This window comes from Pseudarthrobacter sp. B907 (genome assembly GCF_040137805.1).
Lineage (GTDB): Bacteria > Actinomycetota > Actinomycetes > Actinomycetales > Micrococcaceae > Arthrobacter.
In genome coordinates, this window is the sequence record NZ_JBEEQE010000008.1 from 76127 (window position 1) to 93312 (window position 17186).

Annotated in this window: 16 protein-coding genes; 11 read left to right on the top strand and 5 right to left on the bottom strand. The window is 66.2% G+C overall.

Annotation, left to right across the window (positions count from 1 at the left end; all coding sequences use genetic code 11):
- The first annotated feature begins 149 nt into the window (after positions 1–149).
- Both ABLI39_RS09090 and ABLI39_RS09095 read left to right on the top strand, forming a co-directional pair.
- Positions 150–635: a MarR family winged helix-turn-helix transcriptional regulator gene (locus tag ABLI39_RS09090; RefSeq protein ID WP_349413091.1), complete on the top strand. Its 486-nt coding sequence runs from the start codon at positions 150–152 to the stop codon at positions 633–635.
- Between the two features lie 73 nt (positions 636–708).
- Positions 709–2409 carry an MFS transporter gene (locus ABLI39_RS09095; RefSeq protein WP_349413167.1) on the top strand — a complete coding sequence of 567 codons (1701 nt, stop codon included), beginning with the start codon at positions 709–711 and terminating at the stop codon, positions 2407–2409.
- 13 nt (positions 2410–2422) lie between these two features.
- On the opposite strand, the gene ABLI39_RS09100 is transcribed toward ABLI39_RS09095, so the two are convergent.
- Both ABLI39_RS09100 and ABLI39_RS09105 read right to left on the bottom strand, forming a co-directional pair.
- Positions 2423–3136 carry a class F sortase gene (locus ABLI39_RS09100; RefSeq protein ID WP_349413092.1) on the bottom strand — a complete coding sequence of 238 codons (714 nt, stop codon included), beginning with the start codon at positions 3134–3136 and terminating at the stop codon, positions 2423–2425.
- 96 nt (positions 3137–3232) lie between these two features.
- Positions 3233–3934 (bottom strand): hypothetical protein, encoded by a 702-nt coding sequence (locus tag ABLI39_RS09105; RefSeq protein WP_349413093.1) that lies wholly within the window; start codon positions 3932–3934, stop codon positions 3233–3235.
- A gap of 475 nt (positions 3935–4409) precedes the next feature.
- Here ABLI39_RS09105 and ABLI39_RS09110 point away from each other — a divergent pair, with 475 nt between their 5' ends.
- The 6 genes from ABLI39_RS09110 to ABLI39_RS09135 all read left to right on the top strand — a co-directional run bounded on the left by ABLI39_RS09110 (position 4410) and on the right by ABLI39_RS09135 (position 12634).
- Positions 4410–6143, top strand: coding sequence for an ABC transporter ATP-binding protein (locus tag ABLI39_RS09110; protein ID WP_349413094.1), 1734 nt, complete (start codon positions 4410–4412; stop codon positions 6141–6143).
- Positions 6140–8185 (top strand): ABC transporter ATP-binding protein, encoded by a 2046-nt coding sequence (locus ABLI39_RS09115; RefSeq protein WP_502935212.1) that lies wholly within the window; start codon positions 6140–6142, stop codon positions 8183–8185. The genes ABLI39_RS09110 and ABLI39_RS09115 overlap by 4 nt, the downstream gene beginning before the upstream one ends.
- Positions 8186–8262: 77 nt before the next feature.
- The gene (locus ABLI39_RS09120) at positions 8263–8694 is read left to right on the top strand and encodes an acyl-CoA thioesterase (protein WP_349413169.1); all 432 of its coding nucleotides are present in this window, start codon (positions 8263–8265) and stop codon (positions 8692–8694) included.
- A 95-nt stretch (positions 8695–8789) separates the two neighbouring features.
- Positions 8790–9044 carry a hypothetical protein gene (locus ABLI39_RS09125; RefSeq protein ID WP_146335602.1) on the top strand — a complete coding sequence of 85 codons (255 nt, stop codon included), beginning with the start codon at positions 8790–8792 and terminating at the stop codon, positions 9042–9044.
- A 127-nt stretch (positions 9045–9171) separates the two neighbouring features.
- The gene (locus tag ABLI39_RS09130) at positions 9172–11403 is read left to right on the top strand and encodes an McrB family protein (protein WP_349413095.1); all 2232 of its coding nucleotides are present in this window, start codon (positions 9172–9174) and stop codon (positions 11401–11403) included.
- Complete coding sequence (locus tag ABLI39_RS09135; protein WP_349413096.1) at positions 11390–12634, top strand: 5-methylcytosine restriction system specificity protein McrC; 1245 nt, start codon at positions 11390–11392, stop codon at positions 12632–12634. The genes ABLI39_RS09130 and ABLI39_RS09135 overlap by 14 nt, the downstream gene beginning before the upstream one ends.
- Positions 12635–12654: 20 nt before the next feature.
- On the opposite strand, the gene ABLI39_RS09140 is transcribed toward ABLI39_RS09135, so the two are convergent.
- The 3 genes from ABLI39_RS09140 to ABLI39_RS09150 form a co-directional block, all read right to left on the bottom strand.
- Complete coding sequence (locus tag ABLI39_RS09140; RefSeq protein ID WP_349413097.1) at positions 12655–12819, bottom strand: hypothetical protein; 165 nt, start codon at positions 12817–12819, stop codon at positions 12655–12657.
- Positions 12820–13087: 268 nt separating this feature from the next.
- Positions 13088–13555 carry a very short patch repair endonuclease gene (locus ABLI39_RS09145; protein WP_349413098.1) on the bottom strand — a complete coding sequence of 156 codons (468 nt, stop codon included), beginning with the start codon at positions 13553–13555 and terminating at the stop codon, positions 13088–13090.
- A gap of 101 nt (positions 13556–13656) precedes the next feature.
- The gene (locus ABLI39_RS09150; protein ID WP_349413099.1) at positions 13657–14091 is read right to left on the bottom strand and encodes a pyridoxamine 5'-phosphate oxidase family protein; all 435 of its coding nucleotides are present in this window, start codon (positions 14089–14091) and stop codon (positions 13657–13659) included.
- Between the two features lie 307 nt (positions 14092–14398).
- Between ABLI39_RS09150 and ABLI39_RS09155 the strand changes: the two genes are divergently transcribed.
- From ABLI39_RS09155 to ABLI39_RS09165, 3 genes are all read left to right on the top strand, one after another.
- Complete coding sequence (locus tag ABLI39_RS09155) at positions 14399–15061, top strand: DUF6318 family protein (RefSeq protein WP_349413100.1); 663 nt, start codon at positions 14399–14401, stop codon at positions 15059–15061.
- Positions 15062–15143: 82 nt separating this feature from the next.
- Complete coding sequence (locus tag ABLI39_RS09160) at positions 15144–16001, top strand: PKD domain-containing protein (RefSeq protein ID WP_349413101.1); 858 nt, start codon at positions 15144–15146, stop codon at positions 15999–16001.
- 90 nt (positions 16002–16091) lie between these two features.
- Positions 16092–17162 (top strand): alkene reductase, encoded by a 1071-nt coding sequence (locus ABLI39_RS09165; protein ID WP_349413102.1) that lies wholly within the window; start codon positions 16092–16094, stop codon positions 17160–17162.
- Positions 17163–17186: the final 24 nt, after the last annotated feature.

Genomic DNA, 17186 nt, shown 5'->3' on the forward strand with positions numbered 1-17186 from the left:
GGCAGCGCCGGCACGCAGCTCAGGCCCCGAATCCGCCCGGATTCGGGGCCTGAGCTGTTCCCCGGCGCCATCGGCAGGGTTCTTAGTTTCCCAAAGCAATCAATTTAGAGTATTGTTGCTTCAGGCAAACAAGTAAGGGGCGTCCGCACATGTCAGTTGCATCGACCACCGCGGCCAAACTGGTCCACCACATCTTCGATCTCCAGCGAGCCGTTCGCTGCGTTGCCGCGGCCAACCTGCGCGGCGACGATACCGGGGTGGCGCTGCAGGGCGTGCTCCGTTTTGTGGGGGAGGGCGAAACCCGGGCCACACAGCTGGCGGAACGGCTCGGCGTCAGCGCCCCGGTGCTCAGCCGGCACCTTGCCGAGCTCGCCGGCCAGGGCTACGTCCTGCGCCGGCCCGATCCCGAGGACGGCCGGGCGCAGCTGATCGCGCTCTCGCCGTCCGGGGTTGAGAAGCTCCGCTCTATCGAGGCGCAGCGAGCCGCCACCCTGCAAGGCTTCCTGCAGGACTGGAGCGAGGACGACGTCGAGGAGACGGCGCGCATCCTGAAGAAACTAGCTGAATCCCTTCGGAGTTCAGCCCGGGCAAAGACGGCCGGACCCACCAATACGACCACCTTTGTTGAGGAGTAATTACATGGCCAGCCACGCTGCCGCCGCCGGGCAAGCCCCGGTACCCACCCCGAACCCCGCACCCCAGGTGGCCATGAGCCACCGCCAGATCATGGAGGCGTTGACCGGCCTGTTGGCGGCGTTCTTCACCGCGATCATCAGCAGCACCATCGTCGCCAACGCGCTGCCGACCATCATGTCGGAGCTCAAGGGCACCCAGACCGACTTCGCGTGGGTCATCACGGCCGCGCTGCTGGCCAACGCCGCCACCACTCCCATCTGGGGCAAGCTGGCGGACCTGTTCGACAAGAAGTTCCTGGTGCAGCTGAGCATCGTGATCTTCGTCGCCGGATCGGTCATGGCAGGCTTCTCCGAAACCATCCCGCTGCTGCTCACCGCCCGCGTCATCCAGGGCGTCGCCATGGGCGGGCTCACCGCGCTGGCCATGGCCATCATCGGCTCCATCATCCCGCCCCGCGACCGCGGCAAATACTCCGGCTACATGGGCGCCGTGATGGCCGTCGGTACCGCCGGCGGGCCGCTCCTGGGCGGCTTTATCGTCGACAGCCCGCTCGGCTGGCGCTGGACCTTCTTTGTCTGCGTGCCCCTGGCCATCATCGCCCTCATCCTGCTCCAGATCACCCTCAAGCTGCCGCACGTCCGGCGCCCCGCCAGGATCGACTGGCTCGGCTCCATTCTGCTGACCTCCGGGGTCAGCCTGCTGCTGATCTGGGTGTCCTTCGCCGGCAACCCGGACTACTACGACTGGTGGTCCTGGCAGTCGGCCGCGATGGTCGGCGGCGGCGTCGCCCTGCTGGCCCTGCTGGTCCTGGTCGAATCCAGGGTGGCGCAGCCCATCATCCCGCTGAAGATCATCTCCGAGCGCACCACCGCGCTCGCCATCCTGGCCTCGGTGGCCGTTGGCGTCGCCATGTTCGGATCCTCCACCTTCCTCGGCCAGTACTTCCAGGTGGCCCGGGGCGCCAGCCCCACCGAAGCGGGCTTGCTGACGTTGCCGATGATCGCCGGCAACCTCATCGGCTCTGTAGTCTCCGGCCAGCTGATCAGCCGCACCGGCAAGTGGAAGCGCTACCTGATCGCCGGCTCCATCCTGCTGATCGGCGGCCTCGGCCTCGCCGGCACCATCGACCACACCACCGAACTCTGGCTGGCCGGTCTCTACACGGCCGTGCTGGGCCTGGGCCTGGGCCTGCTGATGCAGAACCTCGTGCTGGCCGTGCAGAACACCGTCCGGGCCACCGACATCGGCACTGCCAGCGCCTCCGTTGCCTTCTTCCGCTCCGTCGGCGGCGCCATCGGCGTCTCGGTCCTCGGCGCCGTCCTGGGCAACCGGGTCAAGGAACTGGCCACCGAGGGCCTGGCCGCTGCCGGCATCCCCGCCGCGGGCGGATCCGCCGGCCGCAGCCTGGACCTCAAGGACCTGCCGCCGCAGATCCGGGACATCATGCGCGCCGCCTACGGTGACGCGACGGCGGAGATCTTCCTGATCTCGGCGGTGATCGGCGTCGTCGCCCTGGTCGCCGTGCTGTTCATCAAGGAAAAGCCGCTGCGGCGTACCGTGGACGTCCAGCCGGACGCCACCGCCGCCGCTTCGGTCACCGGTTCCGGGGCCGACGCCGACGCCGGTGCCGGCGCTGCCGCCGTCGCCGCGGCTGCGGGACATGCCGCGGAACCCGCTTCGGCACCCGCCGCGGCCTCCGGCATCGTGGACCTCGACAGCGAGTTCATCGAAGTGCTCAGCCAACAGCGCGCAAGCCAGCGCCGCGGCGACTGAGTGGCCCAAACGGTTACGGTCCCCTTGAAAGGGCCGGGGACGCCACGAGCACGACGTTCTTTCCGAACAAGTCCTCTGTGTAGCAGCTGATAAGGACGACGCGGTTGGGCACGACCCGCCAGATGGGGCTGTCCTTCAGCGTGGACTTGTCTTCGGTGGAAATGGAATCCACGCGGTAGCTGATTGTTCCCGCAGTCGTCGTTACCTCGAAGGTGTCCCCGGGGGCCGCGGCTGAACTGAGCCGGTTGAACGGTGCGTCTACGCCTTCCCAGCTGTGACCCATGATGTAGGTCGTGTTGGCGGAGCCTGCGCCGGGCGTCCCGAAGTTCGTCACCCAATATCCATCGAAGGAAATCGGCGGCACGATGCTTTGGGATTCAATTTCGGCCGGGGTCGGGTCCAATGGGTGCACCGCAACGTCCAGGCCGGCCGACGGGTAGACGATGCGGAGCGGCGCTGCCGCCGCCGGAAGCGCGGGTTGCGGTGCGGCGGTGGCCCGCGTTGGTGTGGGGTTGGCCGTTGGGGTCGCCGTGCCCGACGGCATCGGCGTGGGATTTCCGGGAACCGCCGGCGCCGGGGCAGCCGGCGGGACGGCGGCAAGCTCGGGCCCTCGGGGGAGGACCGGGCTAAACAGGAAGGCCAGGATCAGGAAAGCCGCGAGGCCGCAGGCCAGAATTAGTAGATCACCGAGATTCCTGGCCCGCGGCTTGGCAGTCGGTGCATTCATCGCGGGAGTCCGGGGGAAGGGCATCTGAGCTCCTTCATAGGTTTCCGGTAAAGAGGGGCGCCGCCCCGCGCGGGCCGGCGCCCCTCTGCCACTGCCCTAGACGGCGGCGGCTGATCCGTGCTTGCGTGCCCGGCGCCTCATGGCGACGACCGACGCGGCCGTGAGCAGTGCCGCCTGGCCCGCCGCCCAGCCGGGAAGCCCGGCATCGGTGGTGCTGGCGACGGCGGTCTGCGCATTGAAGCCGCGGTTGACCTCGGCGCCGGCCCCGGCGCCGGACGGTACTACCGCCGCGGCACCCGGTGTCACCACTGCCTCTTCTCCAGCGGGCGGTTCGGTGGTGTCTCCGCCGCCTCCGCCGCCCGGGTTCTCCCCGTTGTCCTCTGCAAGGCAGCCGTTTTCGGGGACGGGATAGATGTCGGCCTTGCCGTTGTGTCCGTCCTTGTGCCCGTGGAGCCATGCCTCTTCGGAGGTCGTGATGACCACGTAGGGGTTCTTCTCGGATCCCGTCGCGTGACAGAAGGTGACCTTCTTCGACTCTGATCCGTTGTTCCCGTGGTCTTTGTCTTCTCCCGACGGGCAGCCCGCCGACGGGGCCGGAACGATGTCGTCGTCGTGCACGCCCTGGGCGTTGTGTCCGTTGAGTCCGTTCTCGCTGATCGTAATTTCAACGTACGGGTTCGTTTCTGAGCCGGTCGCGTGGCAGATGCTGATCTTGTCTTCCGGGTCCGCATGTGCAGGGGCGCTGGCGCCCAGCAGAACAAGGCCGGCAATGCCGACCACTACAGAGACCTTTTTCATGGCGATACTCCATCTGGATCATTGGAACTGACCAGACTGCTGGAGACGGCGGCCCGTGGCGGAGCCGACCGCTGATCGCAGGTTCCCAGATAACCGTTGTTCTTCCTGCAGAAATGTCCAGTAACTGACAACTTTCACGCTAGGCCGGGGGGTGGTTGCGGGCACGAGTGATTGCTACCCGGCCGACTACGGGTCTTTTTGCTGGGACTACTGTGGCAACAGTCCACTACTGTTACTAACGGTGCCGAAGTTCGCCCCGGTGTTCTTGAACGCCGCCGAGCCGCCGGGCCCCGAAATCGGCGCCGTCAGGATGATTTTGCGCGGACGATGTTCCGTGCGGGCGGCTCGTTTCGTAGAGTTGGATGGCTATCGCTGTCTGGCCCCTCTGTTAGTACTAACTGCACCGGGTTGCTTGTGTGCTTCCCGGAGTCTTATCCAGACTCATCTACTCGTCAGTTCCTAAGGACCCCCGGGCATGCTTGTCACCCTCATACGGCGCTATTCCAAGCCGTATCTGCCGTATATTGCGGCCGTCATCGTTTTCCAGCTGGCCTCGACCATTGCGGCCCTGTACCTGCCCAGCCTCAACGCCCAAATCATTGATGAGGGTGTCTCCCGCGGCGACACGGACTACATCTGGCGCACCGGCGCGCTGATGCTCGGCGTCGCGCTGATCCAGGTGGTCACCGCGATCGCCGGCGTCTACTTCGGGTCCAAGGCCGCGATGGCGTTCGGCCGGGACCTGCGCCGCGGCGTGTTCCGCAAGGTCAGCAGCTTCTCGGCCAGGGACGTCAACGTCTTCGGCGCCCCGACGCTGATCACCCGCGGCACCAACGACGTCCAGCAGGTCCAGATGCTGATGCTGATGGCACTGAACTTCATGGTCGCCACGCCCATCATGTGCATCGGGGGCATCGTCATGGCCCTCCGCGAAGACCTCAACCTGTCCTGGCTGGTGTGGGTCTCGGTCCCGCTCCTGGTGGTCGTGGTCGGCTACCTCGTGGTCCGCCTGATGCCGCTGTTCCGTTCCATGCAGGCGAAGATCGACCGGCTCAACGGCATCCTGCGCGAGCAGATTATCGGCATCCGCGTGGTCCGCGCCTTTGTCCGCGAACCCCACGAGGCGCAGCGCTTCGGCTCCGCCAACCAGGAGCTCACCGACGTGTCGCTGAAAATCGGCTCGCTGTTCGTGCTGATGTTCCCGGCGATCGGCATGATCCTGCACGTCTCCACCGCCGCGGTGCTGTGGTTCGGCGGCCAGCGGGTGGACGCCGGGGACATGCAGGTGGGCTCGCTGACGGCATTCCTGCAGTACCTGCTGCAGATCCTGATGGCCGTCATGATGGGCACGTTTATGGCAATGATGATTCCGCGCGCCTCGGTGTGCGCGGACCGCATCGGCGAGGTGCTCGACGTCGAACCCTCCATCCACGAGCCCGCCGCCCCGGTGGCCCCCGCCGCCACGGCCGGCCGGGTGGAGTTCCGCAACGTCTCCTTCGCCTACCCGGGTGCGGAGGCGCCGGTGCTTAGCAATATCAGCTTCACCGCCGAACCGGGCCAGACCGTGGCGATCATCGGGTCCACCGGCTCCGGCAAAACGACCCTGCTGGCCCTGCTGCCGCGGCTCTTCGACGCCGCCTCCGGCGAGGTGCTGCTCGACGGCGTCCCCGTCACCAAGCTGGACCGCTCCGAGATCACCGGACGCGTCGCGATGGTGCCACAACGGCCCTACCTGTTCTCCGGCACCATCGAGCACAACCTGCGCTTCGGCAAGCCCGAGGCCACGGACGCGGAACTCTGGGACGCCCTCACCGTCGCCCAGGCGGCCGACTTCGTCCGGGAGAAGAAGAACGGGCTTGGCGCCCGCATCGCCCAGGGCGGCACCAACGTCTCCGGCGGCCAGCGCCAGCGGCTGTGCATCGCCCGCGCCCTCGTCACCGAACCCAAGGTCTTCCTCTTCGATGACTCCTTCTCCGCCCTCGACGTCGCCACCGACGCCCGGCTGCGGAGGGCGCTCAAGGCCAAAACCGCCGACGCCACGGTGATCATCGTGGGCCAGCGCGTCTCCACCATCGCGGACGCGGACCAGATCCTCGTGTTGGACAACGGCCGGATCGTGGACCGCGGCACCCATGAGGAGCTCCTCGCGAGCTCCGGCACCTACCAGGAAATCGTCGAATCCCAGCTGACCGCGGAGGCAATCGCGTGAGCACCAACGAAAAGCTCAGCAAGGCCCCCAACGGGGCCACCGAAGCCGCGGAAACGACGGACGACGACTTCTACGAGGAGGAATTCACCGCCGGAGAAGCCGATGGCGGCATGTTCGGCGCGGTCCCTGCGAAGAAGGCCCAGCATTTCTGGCCCTCGGCAAAGCGGCTGATGGGCCTGCTGAAACCCGAGCGCGCCGGCATCGTTGCCGTGCTCGCCATGGTGACGGTCGCCGTCGTCCTCAACGTGATCGCGCCGCGCATCCTGGGCCAGGCGATGGACGTGATCTTCGGCGGCGTCGTCGGCAAGCAGCTGCCGGCCGGTGCCACCAAGGACCAGTTCATCGCCGGGCTGCGCTCCCAGGGCCAGGACAACTTCGCCGACATGCTGGCCAGGATGGACGTCACCCCCGGGGTAGGCATCGACTTCCAGAAGCTCGCGTTCCTGATCAGCGTGGTCCTGGTGATGTACTTCGTCGCCAACATCTTCCTCTGGCTGCAGGGCTACGTCCTGAACGTGCTCGTCATGCGGGTGGTCCGCCGGCTGCGGGACGACACCGAAAAGAAGCTCAACAAGCTCCCGCTGGGCTACTTTGACACCCGGCAGCGCGGCGACATCCTCTCCCGCGTCACCAACGACGTCGACAACATCCAGCAGGCGCTGCAGCAGGCCTTCGCGCAGCTGGTGAACTCCGCCCTGACGGTCATCGGCATCGTGATCATGATGTTCATCGTGTCCTGGCAGCTGGCCCTGATCGCCCTGATCGCGCTGCCGCTTTCGGGCGTAGCCGCCGGCATCATCGGCGCCCGCAGCCAGAAGCTCTTCGCCGCGCAGTGGAAGAACACCGGCGAGCTCAACGGCCAGATCGAAGAGTCCTTCTCCGGCCACGACCTGGTCCGCGTGTTCGGCCGCGACGCCGACATGCTGGCCCGCTTCGACGAGCGGAACGAGGAACTCTACAAGGCCAGCTTCGGCGCCCAGTTCGTCTCCGGCATGATCATGCCGGTCATGCAGTTCGTGTCCTACCTCAGCTACGTGGGGATCGCCGTCGTCGGTGGCCTGCGGGTGGCCTGGGGCGGGATGAGCCTGGGGGATGCGACGGCGTTCATCCAGTACTCGCGCGAATTCACCCAGCCGCTGGGGCAGATGGCCGGCATGGCCAACATGCTCCAGTCCGGTGTGGCTTCCGCCGAACGGGTCTTCGAGTTCCTCGACGCCGACGAACAGGACGCCGAGACCGCCACCGACCACCTCCCGGCCAAAACGGACGGGCACGTTGAGTTCCGGCACGTCACCTTCAGCTACACCCCGGACAAGCCGCTGATTGAGGATCTGTCCTTCACCGCCGAGCCGGGCCACACCGTCGCGATCGTCGGCCCGACCGGGGCCGGCAAGACCACCCTGGTGAACCTCGTGATGCGCTTCTACGAGCTCAACGCCGGGAGCATCACGCTCGACGGCGTCGACGTCACCAAGCTCAGCCGCGCGGAACTGCGGTCCAAGGTGGGCATGGTCCTGCAGGACGCGTGGCTGTTCGGCGGCACAATCTACGAGAACATCCGCTATGGCAAGTTGGACGCCACCGAGGAACAGATCATGGCGGCGGCGAAGGCCACCTTCGTGGACCGCTTCGTCCGTGCCCTGCCGGACGGCTACAACACGGTCATCGACGAGGAAGGCAACAACGTCAGCGCCGGCGAGAAGCAGCTGATCACCATCGCCCGGGCTTTCGTCGCGAACCCCTCGCTGCTGATCCTGGACGAAGCCACCAGTTCCGTTGATACCCGCACCGAGGCCCTGGTCCAGAAGGCCATGGCCGCGCTGCGCACCGAGCGCACCAGCTTTGTGATCGCCCACCGGCTCTCCACCATCCGGGATGCCGACACCATCCTGGTTATGGAGGCCGGCCGGATCGTCGAACAGGGCCGGCACGCGGAGCTGCTGGAACTACAGGGCGCCTACTACCGGCTGTACATGTCCCAGTTCGCCGGGGAAGACGCCGAAGCCTCCGTCCTGGAAGAGCCGACGGCGGTGCACAGCTGAGCGCCGCCGGGATGGCGCCGGCGGAGGGACAACCCGCCGGGGCCACGGACCCGCGGCGCCTGGAGGTCAAGGTGCCGATGCGCTGGGGCGACATGGATGCCTACGGCCACATCAACAACGTCCAGCTCGTCCGGATCCTGGAGGAGGCCCGGATCGCCGCGTTCGGGCCGCCCCGCGGAGCCGGCCTGCCCGGCGTCGAACCTGAGGTGTCCCTGTTCAACGAGGTCCCGGAGGGGACGCTGGCGCTCGTTGTGGAACACAAGATCCGCTACGTCCGGACGCTGGAATACCGCAACGTGCCCGCCGTCGTGCAGCTTTGGATTGGTGCGGTCAAAGGTGCCAGCTTCGACATCCACTACCTCGTCCAGGATCCCGTGACCGGCGAGGACTGCGTCAAGGCCAGCAGCCACCTGGCGTTTGTGGACGAGGCCACCGGACGGGTCCTTCGTCTGACCCCCGAGCAGAAGGCCAAGCTGGCCCCATTCACGGCCGCCCACCAGACCCGCTAGGCCCTACCTCGCCGCCGGGATCGGTCCTAGACTGATCAGGCCCGGGGGATGCCTGAACCCGGTTGTCTGGACACCCGAAGCAAGGAGCAGGGCTCATGGCCAAGCGAAGCAAGACGAGGGCACGGAAGAAAACCTGGAAAGAACTCTCGCCGATGGCGAAGTTCGGCACCATCACGGCGGCCGTGGTCCAGCTCTCCCTCCTGGTCGCCGCCCAGCGCGACATCTCGCGGCGCCCGGCGGAGGAAATCCGCGGCAGCAAGGCCCTGTGGCGGGCCGCCACACTCATCAACTTCGTCGGCCCGGGCACCTACTTCACCTTCGGCGTCAAGCGCCGCCCGGCCGCGAAGTAAGTCCCAGCTGGCCGCGTCGCCGGGGCGCTCCGGGCCCGGCGCCGACGGTAGGCCGCGGAAGCTACTGCCAGGTAACTCATGCCCGCCCGTTATGCCTTCGTTCAGTTTTAGGCTGTAAATTGATTGCATGACCCCATCGCCAAAGACCGCCATGCACCGCGCCCTCGGCATCTCAAAAGAGATCGAGGACGCGGCCTGGTTCGTCCTGGGCCCGGGCCTGCACGGCCAGCCGTCGGCCCTGGACGGGCGCACCATGACGTGGACGGCGGACGCCGCCGTCGAGCTGCTCGAACGCCTGGAAGCCGGCGCCGCGGACCCTAAGGCACCCATGATGACCAACCTCCGGCAGAACCTTGAGGGGGCGTCGCGCGGGGCCAAGCAGTTGGCCGTGGAACTGCTGTTCCTGCAGTCGTTGCCGCTGGCCCATGAGGTGAAGTCGCTCAAGGTCAAGCGCGCCCGGGTCGCCGAGGCCGCGTCCTGGCTGGAGCCGCCGCTGGAACTCCCGGAGGAGCTCTACGCCGGGATGACGGACCACGGCGTGATCCGGGACCGCACCGCGGAATTTAACTGGACCATTTGGGACCACCTGAAATGGCTCTGCCGCTTCGTCGCCCACGTCGACAACCAGCCCACCGCCGCAGTGCAGGCAGCCCTCACGGACCCGCTGGCGTTCCACAACCTGACCGCCGGCACCCCCGAGGACCAGCCGGCCATCCGCCGGAGCATCGAGTTCCTGGTCTGGCCCGGCTATTTCGAACCCGTGGTGGCCGACGTCGAACGCCAGGAAATCCGCGACGCCTTCGCCTCGCTGGTCGGCGGTGCCAAGGGTGACTCCGACGAGGAAGTCTCCGCCGACATCCACCGCATCCGGCTGCATCTGGACGAACAGGCCGGGCAGCGGATCGACTGGTACTCCCGGCAGCTGGTCAGCCAGTGGCGGAAGGTGGGAGATCCCGGCCGCCGCGCCTGGCTGCTGCGCAGCCACCACGACAATGCCGAGCTGCTCGCCGCCTGGCAGGACGAGGAAGCCGTGACGCTCGACGTCGAGCACCTCCGCCTGCTGGACCCGGGCGTGACCGCGGGCGTGGTGCAGCACGCCGTGGACGAGGACTACAAGCACCTGAGCTATGTGGAGCGCGAGGACACCAAGACCGCCATCTTCGCGTTCCTGACCGTGATGAAACCGGGCGACCTCACGCTGTACCAGCACTCCGGCGCCGTCCGGGTGGGGGTGGTACTGGGCGAACCTGAGCACCACGAGGACAACCGCCGGCTGCGCCGCAAGGTCCGCTGGTTCGACGAGGTCCACTCGACGGCCGACCTGCCCCGACATGTGCAGCGCCAGCTGGCCAGCTCCGGGCTGATCGTGGACGTTACCAGGGTGATCCAGGCGCTCGACACGCTGCTCCCGGCCGAAGCCGAATCGGAACCGGACGACGGCGCCGAGCCGGACGCCGTCGTCGAACCACCCTGTGAGGGTTTCCGGCCGCTGACGGCCGAGTTCGCCGCGTCCCTGCACATGGACCTCGAGCCCCTGCAGGAAATCGCCGAATTGCTGGAGGAAAACCGCCAGCTGGTCCTGTACGGTCCTCCCGGCACCGGGAAAACCTACCTGGCCAAGCACCTCGCGGCCGAGCTGGCCGGCGACACCGGCGACGAACGGGTCAAACTCGTCCAGTTCCACCCCTCCTATGCCTACGAGGACTTCTTCGAGGGCTACCGCCCGGACAAGACCGACGAGGGTCAGGTGTCCTTCAAACTGGTCGCCGGACCGCTGCGCCGGCTGGCCGAGGAGGCTGCGAAGCCGGGCAACGAGAGCAAACCGTACTTCCTGATCATCGACGAGATGAACCGCGCCAACCTTGCGAAGGTCTTCGGCGAGCTGTACTTCCTGCTCGAGTACCGCGACGACCGCATCTACCTGCAGTACAGCCCCACCGAGCCGTTCTCGCTGCCGGACAACCTGTACATCATCGGCACCATGAACACCGCCGACCGCTCCATCGCGATGATGGATGCCGCCATCCGCCGCCGGTTCTCCTTTATCGAGCTGCACCCCAAGACCGAGCCGGTGAAGGGAACGCTGCTGCGCTTCCTGCAGGCCCGCGGCCTGGACACCACGCCGGCGCTGCTGCTCGATGAGCTGAACAGCGCCATCGACGAGTGGGACCGCGACCTGATGATCGGGCCGTCCTACTTCATGAAGAAGGCCGCCCAGACCCCCACCGGGCTGCGCCGGATCTGGAAGTACGAGCTGATGCCGCTGCTCGAAGAGCACTACCACGGCCAGCTGAACCGGGCGCAGCTGGAGGAGCGGTTCGGCCTGGAGCAGCTGTTGGCCCGCCTTGCGCGCGTCTAGTCCCGCCCTGGCCGGCGCCGTCCGCCACATTGTCCTGGACGAGCTGTCCGGGGGAGTGGTGGAACGGATCGACGCCGGCAGCGCCGCCTACATCAACGGCAGCGGCCTGGCCAAGGCCTCGCCGCTGGGCATGGGCCTGTTCCGGATCGAACCGGTGGGCAAGGTCGGGTCCGTGCGGACCCCCTCCGTGCAGCTGGAGGTCCGGCCCAAGGAACGGCTGGGGCTCGGGCGCCTGCTCTTCCTGCTCGGCTACACGGAGAACCAGGGTTTCCGGGATGACGCCGTGGCCGCCGTCGAAGACACTGACCTCTGGAGCGCCCTGGCCGAGTCACTGGCCCAGCTCGCGGACCGGGCGCTGAGCCGCGGCGTGCTCCAGGGGTACCTGAACGTCGACGAGTCGCTCCGCACCGTCAAGGGCCGGATCCGGATCTCGGACCAGATCTCGCGCCGGCCCGGGATGCTGGTGCCGCTCGAGGTCTCATACGACGAATTCACCGAGGACATCCCGGAAAACCGCATCCTTCGGGCAGCCCTTGAACGGATGTCGAAGGTGCCGGGAGTGCGGGCCGATGTGCTCAGCCGGTTGCGGCGGTTGAAGGGCAAGCTCGACGCCGTGACGCGCCTGCAGTCCGGCGCGCCGCTGCCGCCGTGGCGGGCCAGCCGGATGAACACCCGATACCACGCGGCCCTGCGGCTCGCCGAGGTGATCCTACGCAACGCCTCGGCCGAGGCCGGGGACGGCAAGCAGCACTCGGCGTCGTTTGTGGTGGACATGTCCAAAGTTTTCGAGGACTTTGTCGGCACCGCGCTGCGGGAGGCCATGGCGGCACACCCGGGGGAGATGCGGCTGCGCTACAACTCGATGCTCAACGAGGCGGTGCGGGATTCCGACCGGATCATGGTGCAACCGGGCGCGGTGCATCTGCTCGGCGGCCGGCCCGTGATGGTCTACGACGCGAAGTACAAGGCGGCGTCCGACGTCGGCGCCTCCCTGTCCGCTGACCATTACCGGATGCTGGCGTACTGCACCTCGCTGCGGGTGCCGACGGCGTGGCTGGTCTACGCGGGCGCGGGCGAGATCAAACTTCGGCGGATCCTCAACACGGACATCGACGTGGTGGAGTTCCCGCTGGACCTGTCTTTGCCGCCGGCGGAAATCCTGGCCTCCGTGGCGGACCTGGCACAACAGTCGTGGGGCGAAGTGGTGCGGCAGGCTGCGATCAGCCGCTGAGTGCCGGTTCCGGGGGGAGCCTAGGCGGTGTCGTCCTGCACGGTTGTGGAGATGGAGAGCAGGTGGTTCAGCAGCGCCTTCTCCGGCTGGCCGGGATTGTTGGCTACGTGCCAGCGGAGCTGTTCGCGGACGAGGGCCTCTTCGGGTTTGGTTTCGGAGAGGATTGCGTCGATGATGGCGGACACTTGCCTGCGCAGAGGCTCCAGATCTTCTGATGTCTCGGGGCTCCGGACAGCGTGCCGCGTGCGGGTCTCGGTGGACAACAACAAATGTGGCATCTTGCTTCTCCTGCGGAGTTCGTAGTACCCCCACGTACTGACCAATAGAGTCCTAGTCCCCGAGTTTCGAGTTTAGCCCAGGCGGCCCGGTCTGTCTCGGGTAGGCGGCGAGGCAATTACGATGACTAGTCGTAGGCTGCCTCGCCGGTGCTGCTGAGATTACCGGGATCCGCGATTACATTTCGGATGTCGCGTACGAATTATTTTCGCGTCGCGGGGCGGGTGCGCCTAGGAAGGTGTCCAGCTGCTGCTCGAGGGCGGAAAGGTCCTTCAGCTCGCATTCCCAGACCGTGAGCACCTCCCAGCCCGAGCTCTCGAGCAGGCGCCGCTGTTCGGCGTCGCGGTTCCGGGTGCGGGTCCGCTTGGTCTCCCAGAACTCGGCGTTGGATTTTGGCGCGTGCTGCCCGACCCGGCAGCCGTGGAAATGCCAGAAGCAGCCATTGACGAAGATGACCTTGTGGCGGCCGGCAAAGACCAGATCGGGGTTGCCGGGAAGCCTGCCGCCGCGGGCCGTGCCGTGGAGCCGGTAGCGGTAGCCCTTGGCGTGGAGCATGCGACGGACCAGCAGCTCGGGCTTGGTGTTCTTGCCGCGGATGCGGGACATGTTCCAGCTGCGCCGCTCCGGGGTCAGACTGTCCGCCATGGTTTAAGTCTAGGCCGCGGCTAGCTGGCGGCGGTTGGAGGGGGTCTTGGCGGCGGGGTCGTTGGGGGTGCCGGGCAGCAGGGTCTTGGCGGCGCCCTGGCCTAGATCTCCCGCTCGGGGTGTTCCCCGAACTGGAAGTGGCGGCCGCTGACCGACGTCGGCTCAATCTCGACGTAGAAGTCTTTCAGCGTCGGCACCCACGGTTTGAGCCCCAGCGCCTCCGCGGCCGCAATCTCGGACGACTGCTCGAGGGCTCGAGCCGTGCCGCGGACCACCACCGACCATGCCTCCTCGGAGAGAATGCCGTCCGTTTCGAACAGCACCTTGGAATTGATGGTCAATTCGGCGAGTTTGTTGCCGGGCGCGGTGCGCAGATAGACCTTCCGGTCACTAACCGCGTAATTCACCGGAAAAATGTCCGGTTCCCCAGCCACGGTGACGACGAGTCTGCCGTGTTTGGTCCCTTCGATGAGTTTCCAGATTTGGTCCTCGGTCAGGGTCAGGATCGGGCTGCCTTCTGCGTGTTCGAACATCATGGGCTCATTGTTCTATCCGGCGTAGAAAAATGCCAGAGGCGTAAGGAACTGAAAGCCTCGCTGCGGGCCCCGGTCTTCGGCGCTAGGAACTTGGGTACGGCCAAGCTTCCCCAGCATCCTGCAGCGACCCGGGACATGGCGCCAACTAGGAGGAGCATAAGCCGCGCCGAGGGACCCGGCCAGCCGGACTCGCGCCGTTCGAAAAACGGGCTGTGGATAACTCTTACGGCCCGACGGCGTTCTCAGTTACCCTTAGGCATTGTTTGGATTCAGGGCGTCTTGATTTCTATCGGGGGATTAGCTGAACATGACATCTCGCATTCCAATCTCCAGCCGCAGGCACATAGCCGCAGCCGCACTGCTTATCGCCGCCGTTCTGTCGGCAACGGCCTGCACCGGCGGCCAACCTCCGCCCGGCGTTACGGTCAGTAGCGGTCCGGCTTCCTCTTCGGGTTCCGCAACCCCGACGCCGACCCCGACGCCGACACCGACCGCCAGCTACAAGCCGGCGGATGCCTCGGGCCGGGCACAAAACGTCCCGGTCCCCGTGCTCCCAGAGGCGGCGAAAGCGGAGACGAAGGAAGGGCTGGAGGCCTTCGCGCGGTACTGGTTTGAGCTCCTCAGCTACGGTTATGAGACTGGCGACACGTCCCGGCTCGTCGCCATAACGAGCACCGAATGCCGGTCCTGCGAGAAAGCGAAGACCGTCATCACTGGGTGGCACGCCGATGGGCGCTGGTTGGTAGGAGGTCGGACTCAGACTCCATCTGTCAGCACGACGTTTCGGGCCGACACGCAAGGAAACTACCAGGTTGCAATTCAGGTGTCCCAATCGGCGATTTCCTATTTCAATCCTGATGGCACTATGTATCGTTCCACTCCCAAACCAGATGACACCGGCAATTTAATGCTGGCCCAATACAAGGGCGGATCGTGGTACGTAAACAACATCCAACCGATCGTTGGCTAGCGTAATGCGAACGTATTGGAGGGCTGTCGTTCTCTGGGCCGTGTGGACTCTCGCAAGTTCGATGGGGAGCCTCATCGCGCCCGTGGACGGGCAGACACCGCCGATAACTGGTGATTGGGGCGAAGATACGGTCGACATCGGGGGCTGGATAATCGATCCAATTAAGGGTGGCTTCGTTTGGAGCCCCGCGGGTTCAGTTTTCAATGACCCGAATCAATACAAGTACGAGCTCCAGTGCCACCTTGGCGGCGGTGACTTTGACACCGAGTGTCTGGCGGTAATCGTGGATTGCAAGAACGGACCCGACGGTACTGAGGGGATTCCCGTCGTCTGGCTCAAGGCTCCCGCGGGGGTGCCGAATCCGGTCTGGACCTTTCATTCCGGCCCAACGTGCCTGTTTGATGCGCGGCCTGAAGAGTTGCTGCCGCGCATCGCAGCCCTAATTCAAACGGAGTTCCAAAAACTTCCAATCGCCGCCGGCAAAGCAACCGCGCAACCCAGCCCGCATACTCTTCGCGGTGCGGAAACAAACTTCTTCGCAGAAGCGGATCCGCAGCAGTTCGACATCAAGATCCTCGCTCAGGATGTCCATGTAGATGCCAAACCCGTCCAGTACTCCTGGAACTACGGTGACGGCACCTCGCTGGGGCCCACGACAACGTCGGGCGGCTCGTTGCCCCAGGACCGATGGGGCGAGAAGACGGCCACCAGCCACGTCTACACGCAAACCGGCGACTTCTCCGTGGTGCTGACCACCCATTTCCAGGGAACGTACTCCGTGAACGGCGGCCCGCCGCTGCCTATCCCCGGCCAAGGGCAGTTCAGCTCCGCACCCCAAACCGTCAGCGTGTGGCGGTCCATCACCCGCAATTATGCGGACGACTGCCTCAAGAATCCGCAAGGCCAGGGGTGCCCGGGAGCGTCGCAGCCCTCGCGCTGATCGGGGCGTGATCCGAGTCTCAGCCGGAATAGTTGCAGGCGCCGCGGAGTTTCCGCCAGTGGACAAAATCCACTGTGAAAGGAACTGCGCATGCTGTTTTCCCCCCTGACCATCGGACAACTGGAAGCCCCGAACCGACTCGTGATGGCGCCGCTGACCCGCCTCCGCTCCGGCCGGGAAGGCATCCCGGGACCGCTGGTGGTGGAGCATTACCGGCAGCGCGCCTCGCTCGGCCTGATTGTCAGCGAAGGTACCTTTCCGAGCCCCGCCGGACGCGGTTTCCCGGGCCAGCCTGGCCTCGTCACCGAGGAACAGCTCAAGGGCTGGGCTGACGTTACCGCCGCAGTGCACGCCGAGGGCGGCCGGATCTTCGCCCAGGTCATGCACGCCGGCCGCGTTACACATGAGGACACCACCGGTGGCCACGAGGTTGTCGCCCCGAGCGCCATCGCCATCGACGGCGTCACCCGCACCTACGAGGGCAAGCAGGCGTTCCCCGTTCCGCGGGCCCTGACGTTCGACGAGCTGCCCGGCATCCGTGAGGAGTTCGTCCGGGCCTCGCGCAACGCGATCGAGGCCGGGTTCGACGGCGTCGAACTTCACTCCGCGAACGGTTACCTGCTGCACGAATTCCTGACGCCGGCTGCGAACCAGCGTGACGACAACTACGGCGGCTCAGCTGAAAACCGGGCGCGTTTTGTGATCGAGACTGTCCAGGCCGTGGTCGATGCCATTGGCGCGGACCGGGTTGGCATTCGCATCTCACCCGAGCACAATGTCCAGGGCGCCCTAGAGTTGGACGCCGCCGATGTCCGCGAAACGTACGGCTACCTGGTGGACGCCCTGGCGCCGCTGAAGCTTGCCTACCTCAGCGTCCTTCACAAGGAGCCCACCAGCGAGCTGGTCCAGGACCTGCGCACGCGCTTTGCCGGCACCTTCCTCCTGAACACCGGCTTCGGCGTCATCACCACTGCGGAAGAAGCCAAGTCCTTGGTCTCGGACGGGCACACTGACGGTGTGGTCGTCGGGCGTCCCGCCATCGCCAACCCGGATCTGGTGCGACGCTGGCGCGAAGGCCTCCCCGTCAACGAGCCGGATGCGGCGACCTTCTACACCGACGGCGCCGAGGGCTACACCGACTACCCGGCCTACCAGAACTAGCAGCGCGGCCCGGCTCAATCTCGG

Bases quoted from the DNA above. Each gene is read 5' to 3' on its own strand.
- ABLI39_RS09090 (WP_349413091.1), top strand. From the start codon at position 150: ATGTCAGTTGCATCGACCACCGCGGCCAAACTGGTCCACCACATCTTC.
- ABLI39_RS09095 (WP_349413167.1), top strand. From the start codon at position 709: ATGAGCCACCGCCAGATCATGGAGGCGTTGACCGGCCTGTTGGCGGCG.
- ABLI39_RS09100 (WP_349413092.1), bottom strand. From the start codon at position 3,136: ATGAATGCACCGACTGCCAAGCCGCGGGCCAGGAATCTCGGTGATCTA.
- ABLI39_RS09105 (WP_349413093.1), bottom strand. From the start codon at position 3,934: ATGAAAAAGGTCTCTGTAGTGGTCGGCATTGCCGGCCTTGTTCTGCTG.
- ABLI39_RS09110 (WP_349413094.1), top strand. From the start codon at position 4,410: ATGCTTGTCACCCTCATACGGCGCTATTCCAAGCCGTATCTGCCGTAT.
- ABLI39_RS09120 (WP_349413169.1), top strand. From the start codon at position 8,263: ATGCGCTGGGGCGACATGGATGCCTACGGCCACATCAACAACGTCCAG.
- ABLI39_RS09125 (WP_146335602.1), top strand. From the start codon at position 8,790: ATGGCCAAGCGAAGCAAGACGAGGGCACGGAAGAAAACCTGGAAAGAA.
- ABLI39_RS09130 (WP_349413095.1), top strand. From the start codon at position 9,172: ATGACCCCATCGCCAAAGACCGCCATGCACCGCGCCCTCGGCATCTCA.
- ABLI39_RS09145 (WP_349413098.1), bottom strand. From the start codon at position 13,555: ATGGCGGACAGTCTGACCCCGGAGCGGCGCAGCTGGAACATGTCCCGC.
- ABLI39_RS09150 (WP_349413099.1), bottom strand. From the start codon at position 14,091: ATGATGTTCGAACACGCAGAAGGCAGCCCGATCCTGACCCTGACCGAG.
- ABLI39_RS09155 (WP_349413100.1), top strand. From the start codon at position 14,399: ATGACATCTCGCATTCCAATCTCCAGCCGCAGGCACATAGCCGCAGCC.
- ABLI39_RS09165 (WP_349413102.1), top strand. From the start codon at position 16,092: ATGCTGTTTTCCCCCCTGACCATCGGACAACTGGAAGCCCCGAACCGA.